The organism is Schaedlerella arabinosiphila (assembly GCF_003885045.1).
GTDB classification, from domain to species: Bacteria; Bacillota; Clostridia; order Lachnospirales; family Lachnospiraceae; genus Schaedlerella; species Schaedlerella arabinosiphila.
The window spans coordinates 107,764-124,536 of the sequence record NZ_RHJS01000001.1 but is presented as its reverse complement, the minus strand read 5'-3'; the positions used below and the strand labels follow the sequence as shown (position 1 = coordinate 124,536).

At 44.0% G+C, this 16,773-nt stretch carries 17 protein-coding genes; 16 read left to right on the top strand and 1 reads right to left on the bottom strand.

The window, feature by feature from the left end; translation table 11 throughout:
* Position 1 precedes the first annotated feature (1 nt).
* From EBB54_RS00515 to EBB54_RS30320, 15 genes are all read left to right on the top strand, one after another.
* On the top strand, positions 2-1,990 hold the full coding sequence (locus EBB54_RS00515) for an alpha-amylase family glycosyl hydrolase (RefSeq protein ID WP_125125920.1): 1,989 nt from the start codon (positions 2-4) through the stop codon (positions 1,988-1,990).
* An 871-nt stretch (positions 1,991-2,861) separates the two neighbouring features.
* Positions 2,862-3,557 (top strand): VanR-ABDEGLN family response regulator transcription factor, encoded by a 696-nt coding sequence (gene vanR / locus EBB54_RS00510; RefSeq protein ID WP_125125919.1) that lies wholly within the window; start codon positions 2,862-2,864, stop codon positions 3,555-3,557.
* Positions 3,558-3,585: 28 nt separating this feature from the next.
* The gene (locus tag EBB54_RS00505; RefSeq protein WP_125125918.1) at positions 3,586-4,104 is read left to right on the top strand and encodes a VanZ family protein; all 519 of its coding nucleotides are present in this window, start codon (positions 3,586-3,588) and stop codon (positions 4,102-4,104) included.
* Between the two features lie 71 nt (positions 4,105-4,175).
* The gene (locus tag EBB54_RS00500) at positions 4,176-5,180 is read left to right on the top strand and encodes a sensor histidine kinase (RefSeq protein WP_125125948.1); all 1,005 of its coding nucleotides are present in this window, start codon (positions 4,176-4,178) and stop codon (positions 5,178-5,180) included.
* Between the two features lie 169 nt (positions 5,181-5,349).
* Positions 5,350-6,261, top strand: a complete 912-nt coding sequence (locus EBB54_RS00495; protein ID WP_125125917.1) for an ABC transporter ATP-binding protein — start codon at positions 5,350-5,352, stop codon at positions 6,259-6,261.
* 1 nt (position 6,262) lies between these two features.
* A complete protein-coding gene (locus tag EBB54_RS00490; protein ID WP_125125916.1) occupies positions 6,263-7,501 on the top strand; it encodes an ABC transporter permease subunit in 1,239 nt (412 codons plus the stop codon).
* 26 nt (positions 7,502-7,527) lie between these two features.
* Positions 7,528-7,671, top strand: coding sequence for a hypothetical protein (locus EBB54_RS29990; RefSeq protein ID WP_154677758.1), 144 nt, complete (start codon positions 7,528-7,530; stop codon positions 7,669-7,671).
* A gap of 389 nt (positions 7,672-8,060) precedes the next feature.
* A complete protein-coding gene (locus tag EBB54_RS00485; RefSeq protein WP_125125915.1) occupies positions 8,061-8,774 on the top strand; it encodes a LytR/AlgR family response regulator transcription factor in 714 nt (237 codons plus the stop codon).
* 1 nt (position 8,775) lies between these two features.
* Entirely contained in the window at positions 8,776-10,221 is a 1,446-nt protein-coding gene (locus EBB54_RS00480; protein WP_243127455.1) for a sensor histidine kinase, read from the top strand.
* Positions 10,205-10,543: a hypothetical protein gene (locus EBB54_RS00475; protein WP_125125913.1), complete on the top strand. Its 339-nt coding sequence runs from the start codon at positions 10,205-10,207 to the stop codon at positions 10,541-10,543. Before EBB54_RS00480 ends, EBB54_RS00475 begins: the two co-directional genes overlap by 17 nt.
* Positions 10,544-10,639: 96 nt before the next feature.
* Positions 10,640-11,368: a DUF6033 family protein gene (locus EBB54_RS00470; RefSeq protein WP_125125912.1), complete on the top strand. Its 729-nt coding sequence runs from the start codon at positions 10,640-10,642 to the stop codon at positions 11,366-11,368.
* A gap of 94 nt (positions 11,369-11,462) precedes the next feature.
* A complete protein-coding gene (locus tag EBB54_RS00465; RefSeq protein ID WP_125125911.1) occupies positions 11,463-12,086 on the top strand; it encodes a DUF6033 family protein in 624 nt (207 codons plus the stop codon).
* A gap of 16 nt (positions 12,087-12,102) precedes the next feature.
* Positions 12,103-12,666 (top strand): DUF3879 family protein, encoded by a 564-nt coding sequence (locus EBB54_RS00460; RefSeq protein ID WP_125125910.1) that lies wholly within the window; start codon positions 12,103-12,105, stop codon positions 12,664-12,666.
* Positions 12,653-13,258, top strand: coding sequence for a DUF3879 family protein (locus EBB54_RS00455; protein ID WP_243127451.1), 606 nt, complete (start codon positions 12,653-12,655; stop codon positions 13,256-13,258). The genes EBB54_RS00460 and EBB54_RS00455 overlap by 14 nt, the downstream gene beginning before the upstream one ends.
* A 710-nt stretch (positions 13,259-13,968) precedes the next feature.
* On the top strand, positions 13,969-14,127 hold the full coding sequence (locus tag EBB54_RS30320; RefSeq protein ID WP_162307040.1) for a hypothetical protein: 159 nt from the start codon (positions 13,969-13,971) through the stop codon (positions 14,125-14,127).
* A 447-nt stretch (positions 14,128-14,574) separates the two neighbouring features.
* On the opposite strand, the gene EBB54_RS00445 is transcribed toward EBB54_RS30320, so the two are convergent.
* Complete coding sequence (locus EBB54_RS00445) at positions 14,575-15,120, bottom strand: Uma2 family endonuclease (protein ID WP_125125909.1); 546 nt, start codon at positions 15,118-15,120, stop codon at positions 14,575-14,577.
* 413 nt (positions 15,121-15,533) lie between these two features.
* Between EBB54_RS00445 and EBB54_RS00440 the strand changes: the two genes are divergently transcribed.
* A complete protein-coding gene (locus tag EBB54_RS00440) occupies positions 15,534-16,202 on the top strand; it encodes a hypothetical protein (RefSeq protein ID WP_125125908.1) in 669 nt (222 codons plus the stop codon).
* Positions 16,203-16,773 lie beyond the last annotated feature (571 nt).

Below are 16,773 nucleotides of genomic sequence, written 5' to 3'. Positions count from 1 at the left end.
TATGAAGTGGAAAAATTTATTTAAGAGAGTCGGGACAACCTTATTACTTGCGGCAATCTCTTTATCAGCGATTCCGCCCATAACTTCGTCTGCAGCAGACAGCCTGAGAGGGGAATCCGTTTATCAGATCATGGTGGACCGTTTTTATGACGGAGATCCTACTAATAATGCAGCAGGGGAGGCATTCCGGTATGCGGAAAATTCTCAGGATGACTTTCGATATATGCACGGCGGCGATTGGCAGGGGATCATTGATAAGATCTCTTATATAAAGGATATGGGATATACTGCCATCTGGATTTCTCCAGTATCAGACCCGCAGTTATGGGGAGTCCCGGATGCAAATGGTACACAGTGGCCGACAGCATATCACGGCTATAATGTATATGATCCAAACCGTGCAAGCCGATATTTCGGTTCAGAAGATCCGGAAGAGAGCAAGGCCAAACTGAAAGAGCTGGTAGATGTATGCCATGCAAATGGGATTAAAGTCATTCTTGACATTGTTCCAAACCATGTGGGGGATTATCTCCAGGGAACTGGAAACAACGCGCATTATTTATCAGATGCTTCCGGATTGAAGGCCGGAACACAGCTGCAGCCGGTTGCGCCATTTAACAATATCCAGTGGTATCATAACAATGGAGATATCAATTGGGATCTGGAGCATCCTCATACTGCTTCCAGTACTCAGATGCTGGAGGACCATGATCTGGGCGGGCTGGATGATATTGACTTTGATAATCCAGAGGCAAAACGTGCAGTATTTGATTCTATAAAAGAATGGTTTACTTATACCGGCGCAGATGCAGCAAGGGTTGATGCGGCAAAATGTATGAAGCCGTCGGACATCCATGAACTGCAGGAGTATCTGGGCGTGGCAACCTTTGGAGAAAATTTTGACATGGATGTCAGTTTTGTAAAAGACTGGGTAGGCGATAATGCAGAAACAGGGATGCTTGATTTTCCGCTGTTCCAGGCAGTTGTAAATGACTTTGCTTATGGTAAGAACTTCAATAATACTTCTGAAATATCCGTCCAGTCTATATTTGACCAGGATGAATTGTATGGATCACATGTAAATGATATGGTAACCTTCATTGATAACCATGACCGAAACCGTTTCCTGACAGAGGCAGGAGGAGATACTTCAAAGCTTCATAATGCGCTTACATTTATTTTTACCGCACGTGGGATTCCCGTTGTATTCCAGGGAACAGAGCAAAACAGAGGAAATGCGAACGGACAGACGATCAACGGCATAGCAGATACCTGGAATCGTTGGTCAATGGTTACAAAAGATGTGGATGGAAATGTAATCCATGATTACTTTGATACATCTACAGATACATATCAGCTGATCGCAGAACTGAATCAGTTGCGGAATCAGTATGAAGCGCTTGCAGATGGAACTCAGAGAGAAATGTGGACATCCATGCATACATATGCCTTTTCCAGAAGGGTGGATTCCGGGGAAAACGAAGGACAGGAATTGATCTGCGCATTCCATAACGCAGAAGGAACAGAAAGTACTACAATGTCTCTGCGGGCTGAGAGCAGTATCCTGCCAGGTACTACTTTGGTAAATGTCATGAACCCGAATGATAAGATTACAGTAAGCTCAGACCGTAAAATCACCATCTCTCTCTCAGGAAATAATGCAAAGATTTATAAGGTGGATGAGAACGCGGAAGCATTGATACCTGTCACCTTTACGGTAAACAATGCCATCACAAATTTTGGACAGAATGTGTACATCGTTGGAAATTGTGAGGAATTAGGAAATTGGAATCCTGATGCCGCAGTCGGGCCGGCAGTATGCCCGAATTATCCGACATGGAACCTGATGACCTATCTTACACCTGGAAAAACAATTGAGTTTAAGGCAATCAAGAAAGACGAATCAGGAAATGTGATCTGGGAGGATGGCAGCAATCATACATATACCGTACCGGAAACCGGGGAAGGACAAGTTACGTTTGACTGGTAGAAGGGCGTAGGGCAAGTACTTCATTCGTAAAATGGGATGTTTAGTGGCACAAAAATTTTCCATCTGTACAGTCGCAATCCGACAGGTCATTTACATGCAATTCATTGCAATGAAAATGACCTGTCGGATTAATTTGTATGTACTTGTTTATAAAAAAGTTAGGAGAGGAAGTTTGCGCACTTATATGAGTGATGTGATGTATTTTTGGTAATTTTGTGTCGCTTACATATTATCACGGAAAGTCGCTGGGAGTTTTCGTGATAATATAAGGGTTTCCGTGATAGTGTAAAGGGTTTTCGTGTTTGTATATGAGAAAAACGGTAAAAATAAAATGGATAAATGATAACAAGAAAAAAGGGCTGTTCAATGGCTCTTTTTTTGCTTTCTACTCCTGAAAAATAGTCGTTTTGTGCAACCCAGGTGAAAAATAGGAAATTTTTATGGTATTATTCAGAGGATGCGTTTGGTTTAGCGGGAATAAATCTGAAATCCTATATGCAACGCCAGTGGAGCCTTGTGGGAGGAATGGCTGGCACGTTCAGGGAGATGGGATAAGTGGGAAAAAGGAGTTGTATAGGCTCCTTTTGTTTGGGGTATGCTTTTCGTTTCCGGGAAATAGTCGTTTCGTGCCATCGGATGAAAAATAGAAAATTTCTATGGTATAATTCTGTAGATGCTATTGCTATAGTGGGAACGGTATTCTGCCGAAGTAATAAGAAAACTAATTATTTGAAATCCTATATATAATTTGAACGGTGTTTAGGAACTTAGGAAAATCTTAATGAAATCTCATGTGCTTTATTGGGATTTTTAAAGGAAAATGTGATAGAGTAATAAAAATAAGCTACGGCTTTGGGAAGGAATGGCTTATATGTCTGAAAAAATTTTAATCGTTGATGATGAACACGATATTGCTGATCTGCTTGAAGTTTACCTGAAAAATGAAAATTACACCATTTATAAATACTATTCTGCAAAAGAGGCATTGGAATTTGTTAAAGAAGAAGAGGTTGACCTTGCTATTCTTGATATCATGCTGCCCGATATTAACGGATTTACCCTATGCCAGAAAATCCGTGAAAAGCATACCTATCCCATCATAATGCTGACGGCGAAGGATGAAGAGACGGATAAGATCACTGGTTTGACACTGGGGGCAGACGATTATGTAACGAAGCCATTTCGACCCCTTGAACTGATAGCCAGAGTGAAGGCACAGTTAAGAAGGTATAATAAGTATACTCCGGTGCCAGCAGAAAATGAGCCTGTTACGATTCTTGCTTATAAAAAGCTGATGTTTAACACAAAAACTTATGAATGTGAGCTGGATGGGGAGCCTTTATCCTTAACACCTACGGAATTTTCCATTCTGCGCATTCTGTTGGAGAATCAGGGGGCGGTTGTGACTCTTGAGGAATTATTTCACAGAATATGGAAAGATGAGTATTACAGCAAGAACAGCAGCACAATTACAGTGCATATCCGCCATTTAAGGGAAAAACTGAAAGACACGACAGAAAAGCCAAAGTATATAAAGACAATATGGGGTGTCGGATATAAAATATAGCCGCCCTATCCCCGGACAAGGAGGCATTATGAAGAAAAAGAAAAGAGCAGGTATAAACTGCCTTGTGCCGTTTTTATTTGCTGTCTATATGGTCTTACTGGTATGGATTATTTTATTCAAGCTGCAGCTATCAATCCATGATTTGGATACAGTCAGGAACATTAACCTGATACCATTCCATTATGAAAATGAAATAGGGATGAATTTTCATTTGAAGGAAGTTTTAGAAAATATTGGGATATTTATTCCGTTTGGCATCTATTTGTGTATGTTCAGACATGAATCAAATTTCAAAAGAAAGTTCATTCTTATTTTATCAACAAGCCTTATCCTGGAGATTTTCCAATATATTCTTGCAGTTGGCGGGACAGACATAACTGACCTCATAACCAATACCTGTGGAGGGATGATAGGGATTGGGCTTTATTGGTCAGCTGCAAAAATATTCCGGGGTAAAAAGCGGGCAGATACAGTCATTACGGTTGTGGCCGCTATTGTTACAGCGGTAGTGGTCGGCGGTGTATCGGTTCTTTTGATATCAAATTGACGGAGGTGGTATTTGTGAAGAAGCAGGACTTCCCTATAAGAAAAAAGTTGCAGTTCCGTTTTTTTATTATTATGCTAATTTATACGCTTTCAGGTCTGATTGCGATGCCGCTGCTGGAATACTTTTTCTCCCGATTTGAGAATCAGGTTTTTAGTTGGTTGTACCTGCGGTTGGATATCATTTATTTTTTCTACCTTGTGGCTGGCCTGGCCTGCATTTTTTATCATTACTGGAGAAAACCGTGGGACTATCTGGATGAGGTGGTCACTGCCACGCAGACAGTATATGAACAGAACAGCCAGGCGGTTGAATTGTCAGAACCGCTCAGGGAAGTGGAGCAGCAGATGAACCAGATTAAAATGTCAGTTCTGCTTGGCAAACAGGCAGTAAAAGAAGCGGAGGACAAGAAAAATGAGCTGGTCATGTATCTGGCGCATGATATCCGCACGCCCTTGACGGCGGTCATTGGATATTTAAGCCTGCTTGACGAAGCCCCGGACATGCCGCAAGACCAAAAAGCAAAATATGTGGGCATTGCCCTTGACAAAGCAGAACGGCTGGAGACACTGCTCAATGAATTGTTTGAGATTACGAGGTATCATACGGCTGTAGTGCAGTTGCAAAAGGCACGGGTTGATTTATACGCCCTTTTAGCACAGGTCATGGATGAATTTTATCCGTCCCTGTCAGCAAGGGGAAATACAGTTCTGTTTTCTGCTGGGGATGAGCTGATTGTAACAGGCGATCCTGAAAAGCTGGCGAGGGTTTTTAATAACCTTTTGAAGAATGCTGCTGCGTACAGCTATCCTAACACAGAAATCAGCATATCGGCAGAGAGAAAAGGCACAAATGTTGTAGCCGTTTTCAAAAATCATGGGCAGACAATCCCGCCAGACCAGTTGTCAGGCATCTTTGAAAAGTTCAGCCGTTTAGATGGAGCCAGGCTGTCGGATACAGGAGGGGGGCTTGGATTATCTATTGCGAAAGAGATTGTGGGGCTGCATGGCGGTGAAATCATAGCACAGAGCAGTAATGAAACAGTCAGTTTCACAATTACCCTGCCAGTCTCTTCTTAGGAAAATACATTCATAATATTAGGAAATTCTTAGGATTATTCCTGCCTGAAATTTGAGATTGAAATGCCCCTGTTTGGTACACTCGTTACTGGACAGGGGCATTTGCTCCTGAAAAAAGCCTTTGGAAACAGGCAGACCATAAGGCTTTAGGAAAGGAGAGAATGGTACAATGGAACTGAAAATTGAGCGTTTATGTAAACAGTTCAAAGATAAAAAGGCCGTCGATGATGCCAGCCTTACTTTGACACCGGGTGTATGGGGGCTGCTTGGCGCTAACGGCGCAGGGAAAACTACCCTTATGCGAATGATTGCAAACGTTATGACACCCACCAGAGGAGCAGTCTGTTATGATGGCACCGATATCCGTAAAATGGGAGAAACCTATCGGGACATATTTGGCTTTTTACCACAGGATTTCGGATATTCCCGTGATTTTACAGTGAAAGATTATCTGGAATATGTAGCTGCCCTGAAAGGTGTTCCGGCAAGGGAGACAGAAAATAAAATCAATCATCTTCTGGAGGTGCTTACGCTTTCAGATGTAAAAAGGAAAAAGATAGCAAAGCTGTCAGGGGGTATGAAGCGGCGCGTGGGGATTGCACAGGCAATGCTGAACGAACCGAAAGTCCTTGTGATGGACGAACCGACAGCAGGACTTGATCCCGGAGAACGGGTACGATTCCGTAACTTTATTTCAGAATTTTCACATGATAGGATTGTGTTAATTTCTACGCATATCGTTTCGGATATTGAGTACATTGCAACGAGAAACGCTATTATGAAAGCAGGAAAGATAGTGGATATAGGCCGGACGGATGAGCTGGTAAGAGCGATTGAGGGGAAGGTATGGACTTGTACCATACCAGCAAGGGATTTAGCCGGCTACGAAATGCGGCTGAGGATCATCAATCAGCGCAGCGAAGATAATGGGCAGGTATCTATACGGTATTTATCTGAAAAACCCGAAATTTCCGGGGCGGTTACTGCACAGCCTCGGCTTGAGGATTTGTATCTTTGGTATTTTCCGCAGGAAAATACGGAGTGCGAAGGAAACGCACTCCGGGAAGGGGAGAGAAATTGATATGCGTTTATTCCGATTAGAAGTAAAACGAATTATAAAGTCACGCCGTACATTGGCATTGTTTGCTGCTGCACTTTTTATGTCTGTTGTGATGGCGTATCTGCCAGTCAGTTTTGAATCAATTAACCGTCTGGGAGAAGATGGGAAAATCATAGAATTAGATGGATTATCAGCAATCCGGTTTAAGCGGGATTACTATGAGAAAACAGCGGGTGACATTACTCCTGGGAAGCTGGCGGAAGCCTTGCGGACATATCAATCCTATGTAAAAGAATATGGTACGCTTAATGACGTTCCGCTGGATATTTATATTGAAAACATTATGGCTATCCGTCCTATGCTTAAAGGATTGACAGAAGCATTTGCTGACCCGAAAACTGGCGCTGCCGCAGACCTGATGGATATCGATCCTGTTGGGGTGGAACAGCATTTTTATGAAAAATGTGTTTCCCATTTGGATGATATCATGGATCTTGAGCAGAAAGAATATGAGTCGGCGGGGCAGTTTGCGGCAGACAAGTATGCAGATGCAGATCAGCCATTTTACTTATATCCCGGTATGAGCAGGGACGCATTTGATTATACAACATTGTATATTTTGGTTTTGTCAATCCTTTGTGTTGCTATTGCGGCTCCGATTTTCGCCAATGAATATCAGACCGGCAGTGACAGTATTTTGCGCTGTACGAAATATGGACGAATGAAATTAGCTGTTACACGGATTCTGGCAGCCTGCTGTATATTCATAATAATTTTCATTTTGGGAATGTCAATTCATTTGTTAATCTTAAATCTTGCGTTTGGTACAGATTGCCTGAAGACTTCGTTTCAAATGCTGTTTTCAATTATAAATCTGCCAAATATAAATTTGGGGCAGCTCCAGATTATTCTGGTATTTGCAGGACTTCTTTCATTATTGGCAACCATTAGCTGTACGCTGTTCTTGTCTGCCAGATGCAGGGATTCGCTGACAGTACTGCTGATTTCCATAGTGGTGTTATTTCTGCCTATATTTGCTCATAGTGCATTTGCAGGCGCATCGTGGATTTCAACTGTTCTGCCTTCCGCGGGTATCGGTATGCAGAATAATTTCCTGTATCAGCTTTATAATTTCAACTTTCTGCATATTGGAGAGGCAAGTTTCTGGACACCATATGTCATTTTGATTTCAGCCGCAGTTGAAATACCTGTATTCCTGTTTTTAGCGGTTCGCTCTTATTGTAAACATCAGGTTGCGTGATCTATGTAAAGAAAAAGGAGATTGTCATGGATAAATTTGAAGAGAAAATGAAAGAGGCTTTGCATGAGGTGACAAATGGCTTTGAGGTTTCTGGCGAAATAACAGAAAGAATAAAAGAAAAAATTAGAAAGGCAGAAACTGATATGTCACTGGAAAAGCCTGCGAAATAAGCATAAGCTGATTGGCAAAATGCAATTCATATTTTTAGTACTTCGCATTTTCTGATATATCAGAAAGCCCTACAGAAGACAAACCGCCGCACTATGGCCATCATCCGCCATATGCGGCGGTCTGCCTTTTCCGCAGGCAGGCCGGGCGGCCTGATAACGGAAATTACTTGGAAAGCGGGGAAATAAGAGGTAATATGCGAGTGGTGCTATCGGACGAAGGGCAGAAAACTTTAGAGCTGATTTTTACATTTTTTAAAACGCTTTTCCTTTCGTTCCCGAAAAGTGGTCGTTTCGTTCCTTCCGACCGAAAAACGGAAAATTTCTGCCGATATAAAAAGATAGATACTTATCTTTATGTGAATGCCTATATAGATTTGAGGTGATGGATTTTGGATATTGCAGTTGTGGATGACGAGAAAGCGATCAGGGAGCATATACGCGGGCTGGTGGAGGAACGGCAGCCGGAGAGCCGCATAGAAGCTTATGCCACGGGCGAGGAACTGTTCGCATCGGGAAAGCGGTTTGACATCGTTTTCCTTGACATACAGATGGAGGGCATGAACGGCATAGAGGCGGCAAGGAGCCTGCGGGAAAAGAACACCAATCTTGGCGTGGGGGATACCGTGCTGGTGTTCATTACGGGCATCAAGGATTATGTGTTTGACGCATTTGACCTCTATGCGTTCCAGTACCTGCTAAAGCCGATAGACGAGGGTAAATTTGCGGAGGTGCTGGAAAGGGCGGTGCGAGAGGCCACTAAGAAGAAGGAGCGCCGTGTGCTGTTCATCAAGTCACGGAACCTTACCCTTGACCAGTCTGAAATCCTGTATATCGAGAGCAGGGCGAAGAAGGTGGAAATACACACCGTAAGGCAGACCATAGAGATCTATGCGGCGATGGATGAACTGGAAGGGCAGCTTGGGGATGAATTTTACCGCTGCCACCGGGCGTACATCGTGAACATGGACTGTATCACGGAATATGACAGCGAGAGCATAACCCTTACGAACGGCGACAGGGTATATCTGACGAAAAAGAAGTATGGGGAGTTTGTGAAAGCCTATATGTGGCACCTGCAGAACGGGGGTGTGTCCAGTGTTTAAGATGGTGGATGTGTTATATGCGTTCCTGACGGTGTTCCAGGGGTACTGCCTGCAGTATTTTTTGGGGAGCTTTCTGGAAACAAGGATGAGGGGCAGATGGAACAGGCTGTATGTGGCCCTGCGGACAGCCGTGGTCTGGTGTTCCCCGCCGGGATATGAGGACTACAGGGTGGCGGCAGGGACGCTGGCATTGTCGCTCTGTATCCTGTCAGCCCTTGCGGCGTGCTTCTACAAAGCGTTCCGCCCTGTCACGGTTTTCCTTGTGGTTTCGTTCCAGGCGTTACTGGACATCAGCAGGTATGCGGCGGTCATACTGCTGAATGCGATGGACGGGCGGGTGCTTGACATCATTAACTGGTGCACGGGGAAAGGGATGCTCCCATCGGAAAAATCCTTCGGCATGGCGGTAAAGATTGGCGTGGCCGGGACGCAGCTTATCCAGTATGCCGGCATCGCCCTGCTACTGTACTTTTCGCTGAGAAAGATTGTGCAGAATTTCCGGGAAAAGGATTATTTTATCAGCAGGACGGAGCTGCTGTTCATCCTTACCCCATCAGCGGTGGGCTTGATGATCTGTATGCTCCTGCGCATCATCATGATCACGCTGGAGGACGGCGTACCTAAAATGCTGTATGACAGATATCCAATCCTCGTCCTCGTGATTCCCGCAATCCTGCTCCTGTCGCTGCTCTCCATCCTGTACGGGGTGAAGCTGTTCCAGGACATGATCTGTTGGAACAGGGAAAAGAGCGGCAGGATTGTCCTGGAAAACCAGATAAGCAGCCTGCAGGAACACATGGAGGAGATGGAGCGCATCTATTCCGGCATACGGGGCATGAAGCATGACATGAAGAACACCCTTGCCGTCATCCAGCGCCTTTCCGCAGGGGAAGGGGGCGGGGAGCTGCAGGAGTACCTGTCGGAATTGAACAGGGGGCTTGAAAAGCTGGAAGTGCGGTTCAGGACGGGGAACACGGTGGTGGATACCCTGCTGAACATGAAATATCATGAGGCTGTGCGGGATATGCCTGATCTAAGGATGGATGCGGATAAGCTGCTGCTCCCGCAGGGAATCCAGATACACAGCTATGACATAGGCGTCATCCTGGGGAATGCGGTGGACAATGCGATTGAAGCCTGCCGGAAGCTGAAAGCGAAAGAGCCAGGGGCGGATGCCTTTATCCGCATAAGCTCCTTGCAGAAAGGGAACCTGCTCATCCTGAAAGTAGAGAACAGCTTTAACGGGCGGCTGGTGCTTAAGGCGAAGGAGGAGTTCCCTGTGACGGATAAGGCGGACAGGAAATCCCACGGGATAGGGCTTGTCAACATCAAAAGCACGGCGGAGAAATATCAGGGAACAATGGATTTCAGAGTAAAGGATAGGGTGTTCATCCTGTCGGTGATGATGAAAAATGAAAGGAGAGAGGAAGATGCAAAAAGATCTTGAACTTGCAGAGAAAGTGATGGCAAACGTTGAGAATTTTATCGCCACATATCCTGCAACTCCGGGGTGTTCCTATCTGATTGAATTGGATGAAAATGGAGAAATCTCCAAGTACCGTGTGACCAGCCTTGGAACAATTACCGTATCATCGTCAGAATTTGTTGAAGCCCGCAGAGCAAGGGAAGCAAAACACGCAGAATATGAAAGGCTGGCGGAGGAGGCCGCCCTGAAACACAAAATGTTGGCACAGGAAACGGACAGAAGATATTACCAGAGTAAGGCAGTTTCGATTGCCGCATATGAGGCGGCGGGCATTTTGAAGTAAGGGAGTAGTTGTCTGGACTTATTGTAAGGGAGCGGATTTAGTCCTGAATGACAGATGGCTGCGATATAAATATGTTTTGGAAGGAGAAGATTTATTGTGAGCATTTTAGGGATAAACGGTACTTTGGCGGGCGCATATCAGTATGCGAACAGGACACAGAAAACGGGCACGAATAAGACAGGGTTTGCAGAGCAGTTGCAGAAAACGGGAGAAGCGGCAGATACGTCAAAGGTGGATGCATACACGGAATACCTCCGGTCAAAGTATGGCAATGTGAGAATCCAGAGTGTCGGGAAAGACCAACAGAGCCTTGACAGGGTGGGAAAGAGCATGAATGGCAGTGATGTTGCTATTGCACCGAACATTCTGGAACAGATGGCAGATGACCCGGAAAAGGCAGCTTACTATGAGGGCAAGATAGATGATTTCTTTAATGCCACTCCGAGACTAAAAGCGTCTTTTGCGGCACAGGGGCTTGACTACCAGCCGTGCGGGGTAGTCGTCCATGAGGATGGGAGCGTTACCTATATCGGCGGTTGTAGCGATTCCCCAGAGCGTGTGGCAGAAGTGAATGCCATCAATAAGGCAAAGCGGGAGAAAGAGGCGGCACAGCGGAAATCGAGTATGGAGCGCAGCCAGGAGGCGGCGGATGAACGGAAAGAGCAGATGGAGATCATATATAAGCAAAGGAGCATGGCGGAGTTCTTTGTCAGCCATAAAGAAGATATAGGCAGAGTTACATATATGGGTACGCCGGGAGTTATGGGTTCTACGATTACGGCTTATGAGAAAAATATTATGGATGCGGCGGGCATTTTGAAGTAAGGAACATCATGCCCGGACTTACCATAAGGGGGCATGGGCGGCTCCGAATGACAGAGGGGCCGCAGGTAAGATTTTTTGAAGGATGATGATTATTATGGCAATTTTAGGAGTAACGGATTACACAAACACTTATGCGGCAGACAGGGCAAACGCGAGCAGTTCCCTTAACGGGGATTCGCAGGCGTACCTGAATAGTCTGAAAGAGAAATACCCGGATGTGAATATAACGGTGGCAGACTTCAGGAATGGGAAACAGGAAGATGCCTATATGCTTGGGAGCAGGGGCTATAACAACATAGCGGTTTCTTCCAGTATCGTGGAGAAGATGGCGAAAGACCCGGCAGCGGCGGCGAAGTATGAGAAAGTCTTTGCAGAAATGTCCGGCAATTCGGAGCGGATTGAGAAGTTTGCAAGGGAGAACAATGACGAGATACTCAGTGCAGGTGCCCTTATTGACAAAAATGGGAAAGTATCTTACTGGATGTCTGGCAGGAGCAGGGACATAATGGAGAACCCTGGCACGGTTTATAAAGAAAAGGTACAGAAGCAGATCGCGGAAAAACGTGCGAAGAAGAAAGAGGAGGAAGCCTTAAAGGAGAAGAAGCTGGCAAAGGCTGAATCCGTGGAAAAACTGATGGAACAGATAAAGGCGGGAACAAGCCAGCCTGTGAAAGTGCAGGAAGAAGGCAAAGGCACACAGTTGGATTTGACCATATAGAAGGAGGGATTTTATCATGCGTATAGGAAATAACAGCCAGGGAATCTGGCAGCTTTTATCAAGGATGAATGGGGGCAAAGCAAATACGAATATGCCTTTCGCCGGGGCAAGGCGTTCCGGTGCGGGCGGCAGGAATACTTTGGAGGATTTTCTTACCGGCCACCGTAAAAATTCTTATGGCGTGGAAGGTATGAGAATCACAGCCAATAGCAAAAGGATTATAAAAGTGTCTGATGAGATGAAGCAGCTTGTTTTGGATGATGTGAAAAAAGCGTATTACAAGTATAACGGAATGTCAGGGGAAAGTGGAGACGAATGGGAGGCATCTGCCCGTATTAAAAATAATTATTATAAGACGCTGAAAGTAGGTGACCGTTCAGCAGCATCGTGGACATTACAGCAGTTGGAAATAAGCATTGGAAGAAAAGCAGCCAGTGCCGTGAAAGAAAAGATACCCGGATGGACGCATGGCAAGCCTATTCCTGCGGGAGTTCTGGATGAGATTTTTGCGGATGAGAGCATCACGTCAATGGTATCAGGAAAATCATCCAGGACAAAAGGTTTAGATGAAAAAATCTGATAGAAGGAGGGATTTTATTATGCACATAGGAAATAACAGCCAGGGAATCTGGCACCTTTTATCAAGGATGAATGGTGGCAAGGCAAATACGAATATGCCTTTCGCCGGGGCATCGAAAGGAAACTATTGTGGCAATACCATTGATGATTTGCGTTCCGGACACTTTAAAAATTCCTATGGAGTAGAGGGCATGGGAATCACAGGAAGGACAGATTGGAAACGGATCGTCAACGTATCAGATGAAATGAAGCAGCACGTTTATGAAGATGTTAAAAAGGCATTTTATAAGTATGGTGGGATGTCTGGTGATAATACTGCTGAGACGGATGCATATTATGACAAGATTCATTCCTATGTGAAGTCATTAGATTTAAGTACCCGCCGTGCTGCACCGTGGACGTTGAGTCAACTCCATTTAGAAATTTCTGGAAGGGTAACACAGGCTGTAAAGGAAAAAGACCCTACATGGACAGCCGGAAAACCAATTTCCCATGAGATACTGGATGAGATTTTTGCAGGTGATACTATCTATCAGGACAGTGTAAATGCCTTGTACTCTAAAGGCAGCAAAGGGCTGGATATACAGATATAATCTTTACACCCTATTCCGCAGAGGCGCAAAAACCATGCGCCCCTGCTGGGGATTATCTGGAAGGAGGTGAAGGTCGGTATGGAATTTGACAGGGGAAGTTAGGTGGTATGTCTGCATAGAGGTATAAACCGCTCGGACTTATTGCGAGGGAGCGGGTACGGTCCTGACCGACAGATGGGCCGCAATAATAAAAATAGTGGAGGACATTTGGAGATGAGGCAGGGAACAGTTCTTCCGTAAGGAACAGTGTGAGGGCGGCGGGGCAGACTTCGGCATTGTATGCATACCGTGTATCGGCGGTTTTGGCAGTACGTAATGTAAAGCCCGCTTATGATACATACGAATCCGAGAATTACAGGATTGTGCCGGACAACGAGGCGGGGTGTTTTGACATCTATAATAAGCAGGGAGAAAGGATAGGCGCTTTTGACTATTCTGACATCAAAGTCAGGCAGGACAGCCAGACAGGGAAAGGTATGAGGCCCTTGCGGAGACCTACTTCAATAAATATCCCAACCTGATCCACGATAAGAACGCCGCATACATATGGGCTGATCTGGAGATAAAGGGGCTGGCGCAGCATACGAAGGACAGCATTGTCTCTATGGGCTTTAACGGGATGTCCTATAATGACAATTTGTTTGGCGCAACTAAAACAGATTAATTCATAAGAAATGAAACAAACCTTGTATGTTGAGTGTGTCGTGTTGATGTCATGGGTTGAGAAATGGAAAAGTGGAAAAGTGCAGAAAGCAAGGGATTTCCGGGAGTTGGGATTGTTTGGACAATGGTTTTGGCTACTGGATTTTTTGCGTTTAAAGGGCTGGTCGAAACTGATCTACCGTGAAAAATGGCGGAGAGTTGAGTAGACAGCTTGGATAAATGGTTTGTTGGGCATAGATAGGATTGACAATTTGATACAATGCACCCAAGAGAGTGTCAGATAATCTGTGTAAATTTCCAGACCACAATTCTAATTTTATCGAATTGTCTAAATCCTGTAAAGGCGGAAACCCTTGCCTTGACAGGATTCCGGCAATTCGAGTTATGATAATCAAGCAGTCAATGCGAATATTCAGACAATTTACTTACACAGATTATCTGACACTGCCGCACATCGGCAGCATTACGCCCAAAACTGGACAGCTTGAACGCGAGCACATATGAAACTAACCGCTTTTAAACGATTGTTTTAACTGGACAATCTAACCGCTGCACAGATATCTCTATCTGTATCTTTAGTATATGCGATTTCATAGAAAAAATCAATATCGTTCAAAAAATTTTTCCAGCTGTGCGGTTGCAATCCGACAGTTTTATTGCAGTAACTCGGATACTTTGATTGTCAGGCCGTTAAATATATGAACCGGTATTTCTTCATCAAATAAAAAAGCATTTGAGTCTTCTTCTCCCTCAAAGGAATAAGTCTGTACCACTTTTTTCAAAGGATTTACGATCCAGTATTCACGCACCCCGGCAGTACGGTATTTGAACAGTTTTACGGAATAGTCCATTCGTGAGCTGCTGGGGGAAACAATCTCAATGATCCAGTCGGGCGCGCCTTCGCATCCACGATCGGACAGTTTGCTTTTATCGCAAATGACGGAGATATCAGGTTCCACCCATGTTTTATCATTTGCTGTAAGGTTTACGGCAAATGGGGCTGGATAAACTTTACAGAAACCATTTTTTAAATGGATATAATTATGAATCGTAGAATAAAGTTCACCAACTAATTCCTGATGGATGCGGTATGGCGGGGCCATGGCGTACAGCTTTCCATCAATCAGTTCTGCGCGCTGGCCTTCTGGAAGGTTCCAGTAATCTTCGGATGTATATACCTGCTTTTGCGGCAGTGCCATAATATCACTCCTTTTCATGATTAAGTGCATAAAAGGTTAATCCTGATTTTATAGAATAAGCTTGAGCTATATATTTTTTTGAGTATATCACGATCCATCTGATTATTCAATTTGATATTATATTTTTTAATTACTTTTTTACATGCAATTCATTGCAATGAATTGCATGTAAACGACCTGTCGGATTGCAACTGCACAGCTGGAAATTTTTCGTTTTTTTCAGTTAACCGTCCAGGATGACGTGATGGAGAAGTTGCTCCGTGTAAGGAAAGGAATGTAGAATTATTTGAAAATAGTTTTTTCTGTAAAAGCCTTGATAATTATCCAGCAGGTGCTATAATATAACGATTTAGCAAATCAATGCTGAATGGGAGGCTTGGGAATAAATGAAAAACATAAAGGAGAGTAAAGCCATGCAACACGATTTTCATTTTATTTCTAAGAAAGAGCCAAAAGTAAAAAAGGCATATGAGGATATCCAAAATATGCTCAAAGAAGTCCAGAAGCTGGTCGGGGAGAAGTTTACATTCAGGTTTGATGTGGTGGGCAGCTATAAGCGGAACATGATCACCTACGATGCCAAATCAAATGTAGGATATGACTTTGATTTTAATATCGAAGTCAATGATGGCGATGAAAAGTATACGCCAAAACAGTTAAAGGATGTTCTTCGGAACGCAATAGGCGCTGTTTGTGTGAAATACGGATATGATTATCCGGAGGATTCCACGCGTGTCCTGACGATTAAGAAGAAAAACAGGAAAGAATCACGTATCCTCCATAGCTGTGATTTTGCAATCGTAAATAACTATATTGACGATGAAGGATATGAGTGCCAAGAATATATCCACTTTGACAAGCCTCATAGGAACTACACATGGTGCGAACAGCCGGGGGGATATTATATGCTGCCGGAAAAGATTGAATGGATCAAGGAGAATGGCTTATGGGATGAAGAGATGAAAGAGTTATACATTGAAAAGAAAAATAAGAATGACAATCCGGATATGTATTCGAGATCCATTTTTGCCATGACTGTTCATGAGATATGCCAGAAGTTCGGGTTTTATGAAGATAAATAACAATGGAGCCGTCGGTAAGACTGCTCTCTTATGTTGTGTGCCGAGTATGAAAGCCCCATATTTGTATCCACATACAGATATTCTGAAGAATCTTGCATGATATACAGGACAGGGAAGTGTTATCGTGCATGGAAGCAGAATATCCGAGTATACGGCCTGCTAGACAGATACTCCGCTCGTGCAGAAATTGCTGGAGTGGGGTATTTGTTTGTCGAGGTTCGGGCATTTGAAGTAGTTAACGTCCTAAGCGGGGGCGCGGACAGTCATTCATCGTCTGTCTGCGTCCTGTTCTTTTATTTCCTTAGCTCCCCTGTTATTTGAAACAAACTTTTAGAAAAATGTGTGCTCATCGGGCGCACGGTGAATTTGTTTAAAAAGATGCCGGAATAGTTTTTATAGAAACCAAAATTACGTTAAAATAAACGGAAGCAAAAGTATGAACCTATATTTCTTATTCCCCTGTATGCGGCTATTCAAAAATGTTGATTTGATTTAGACAGAATTTTATTGACGGTATTCCGGATTTTGGCTATAATAAAACTATAATTTGATTTAGTCGAATATATTTATT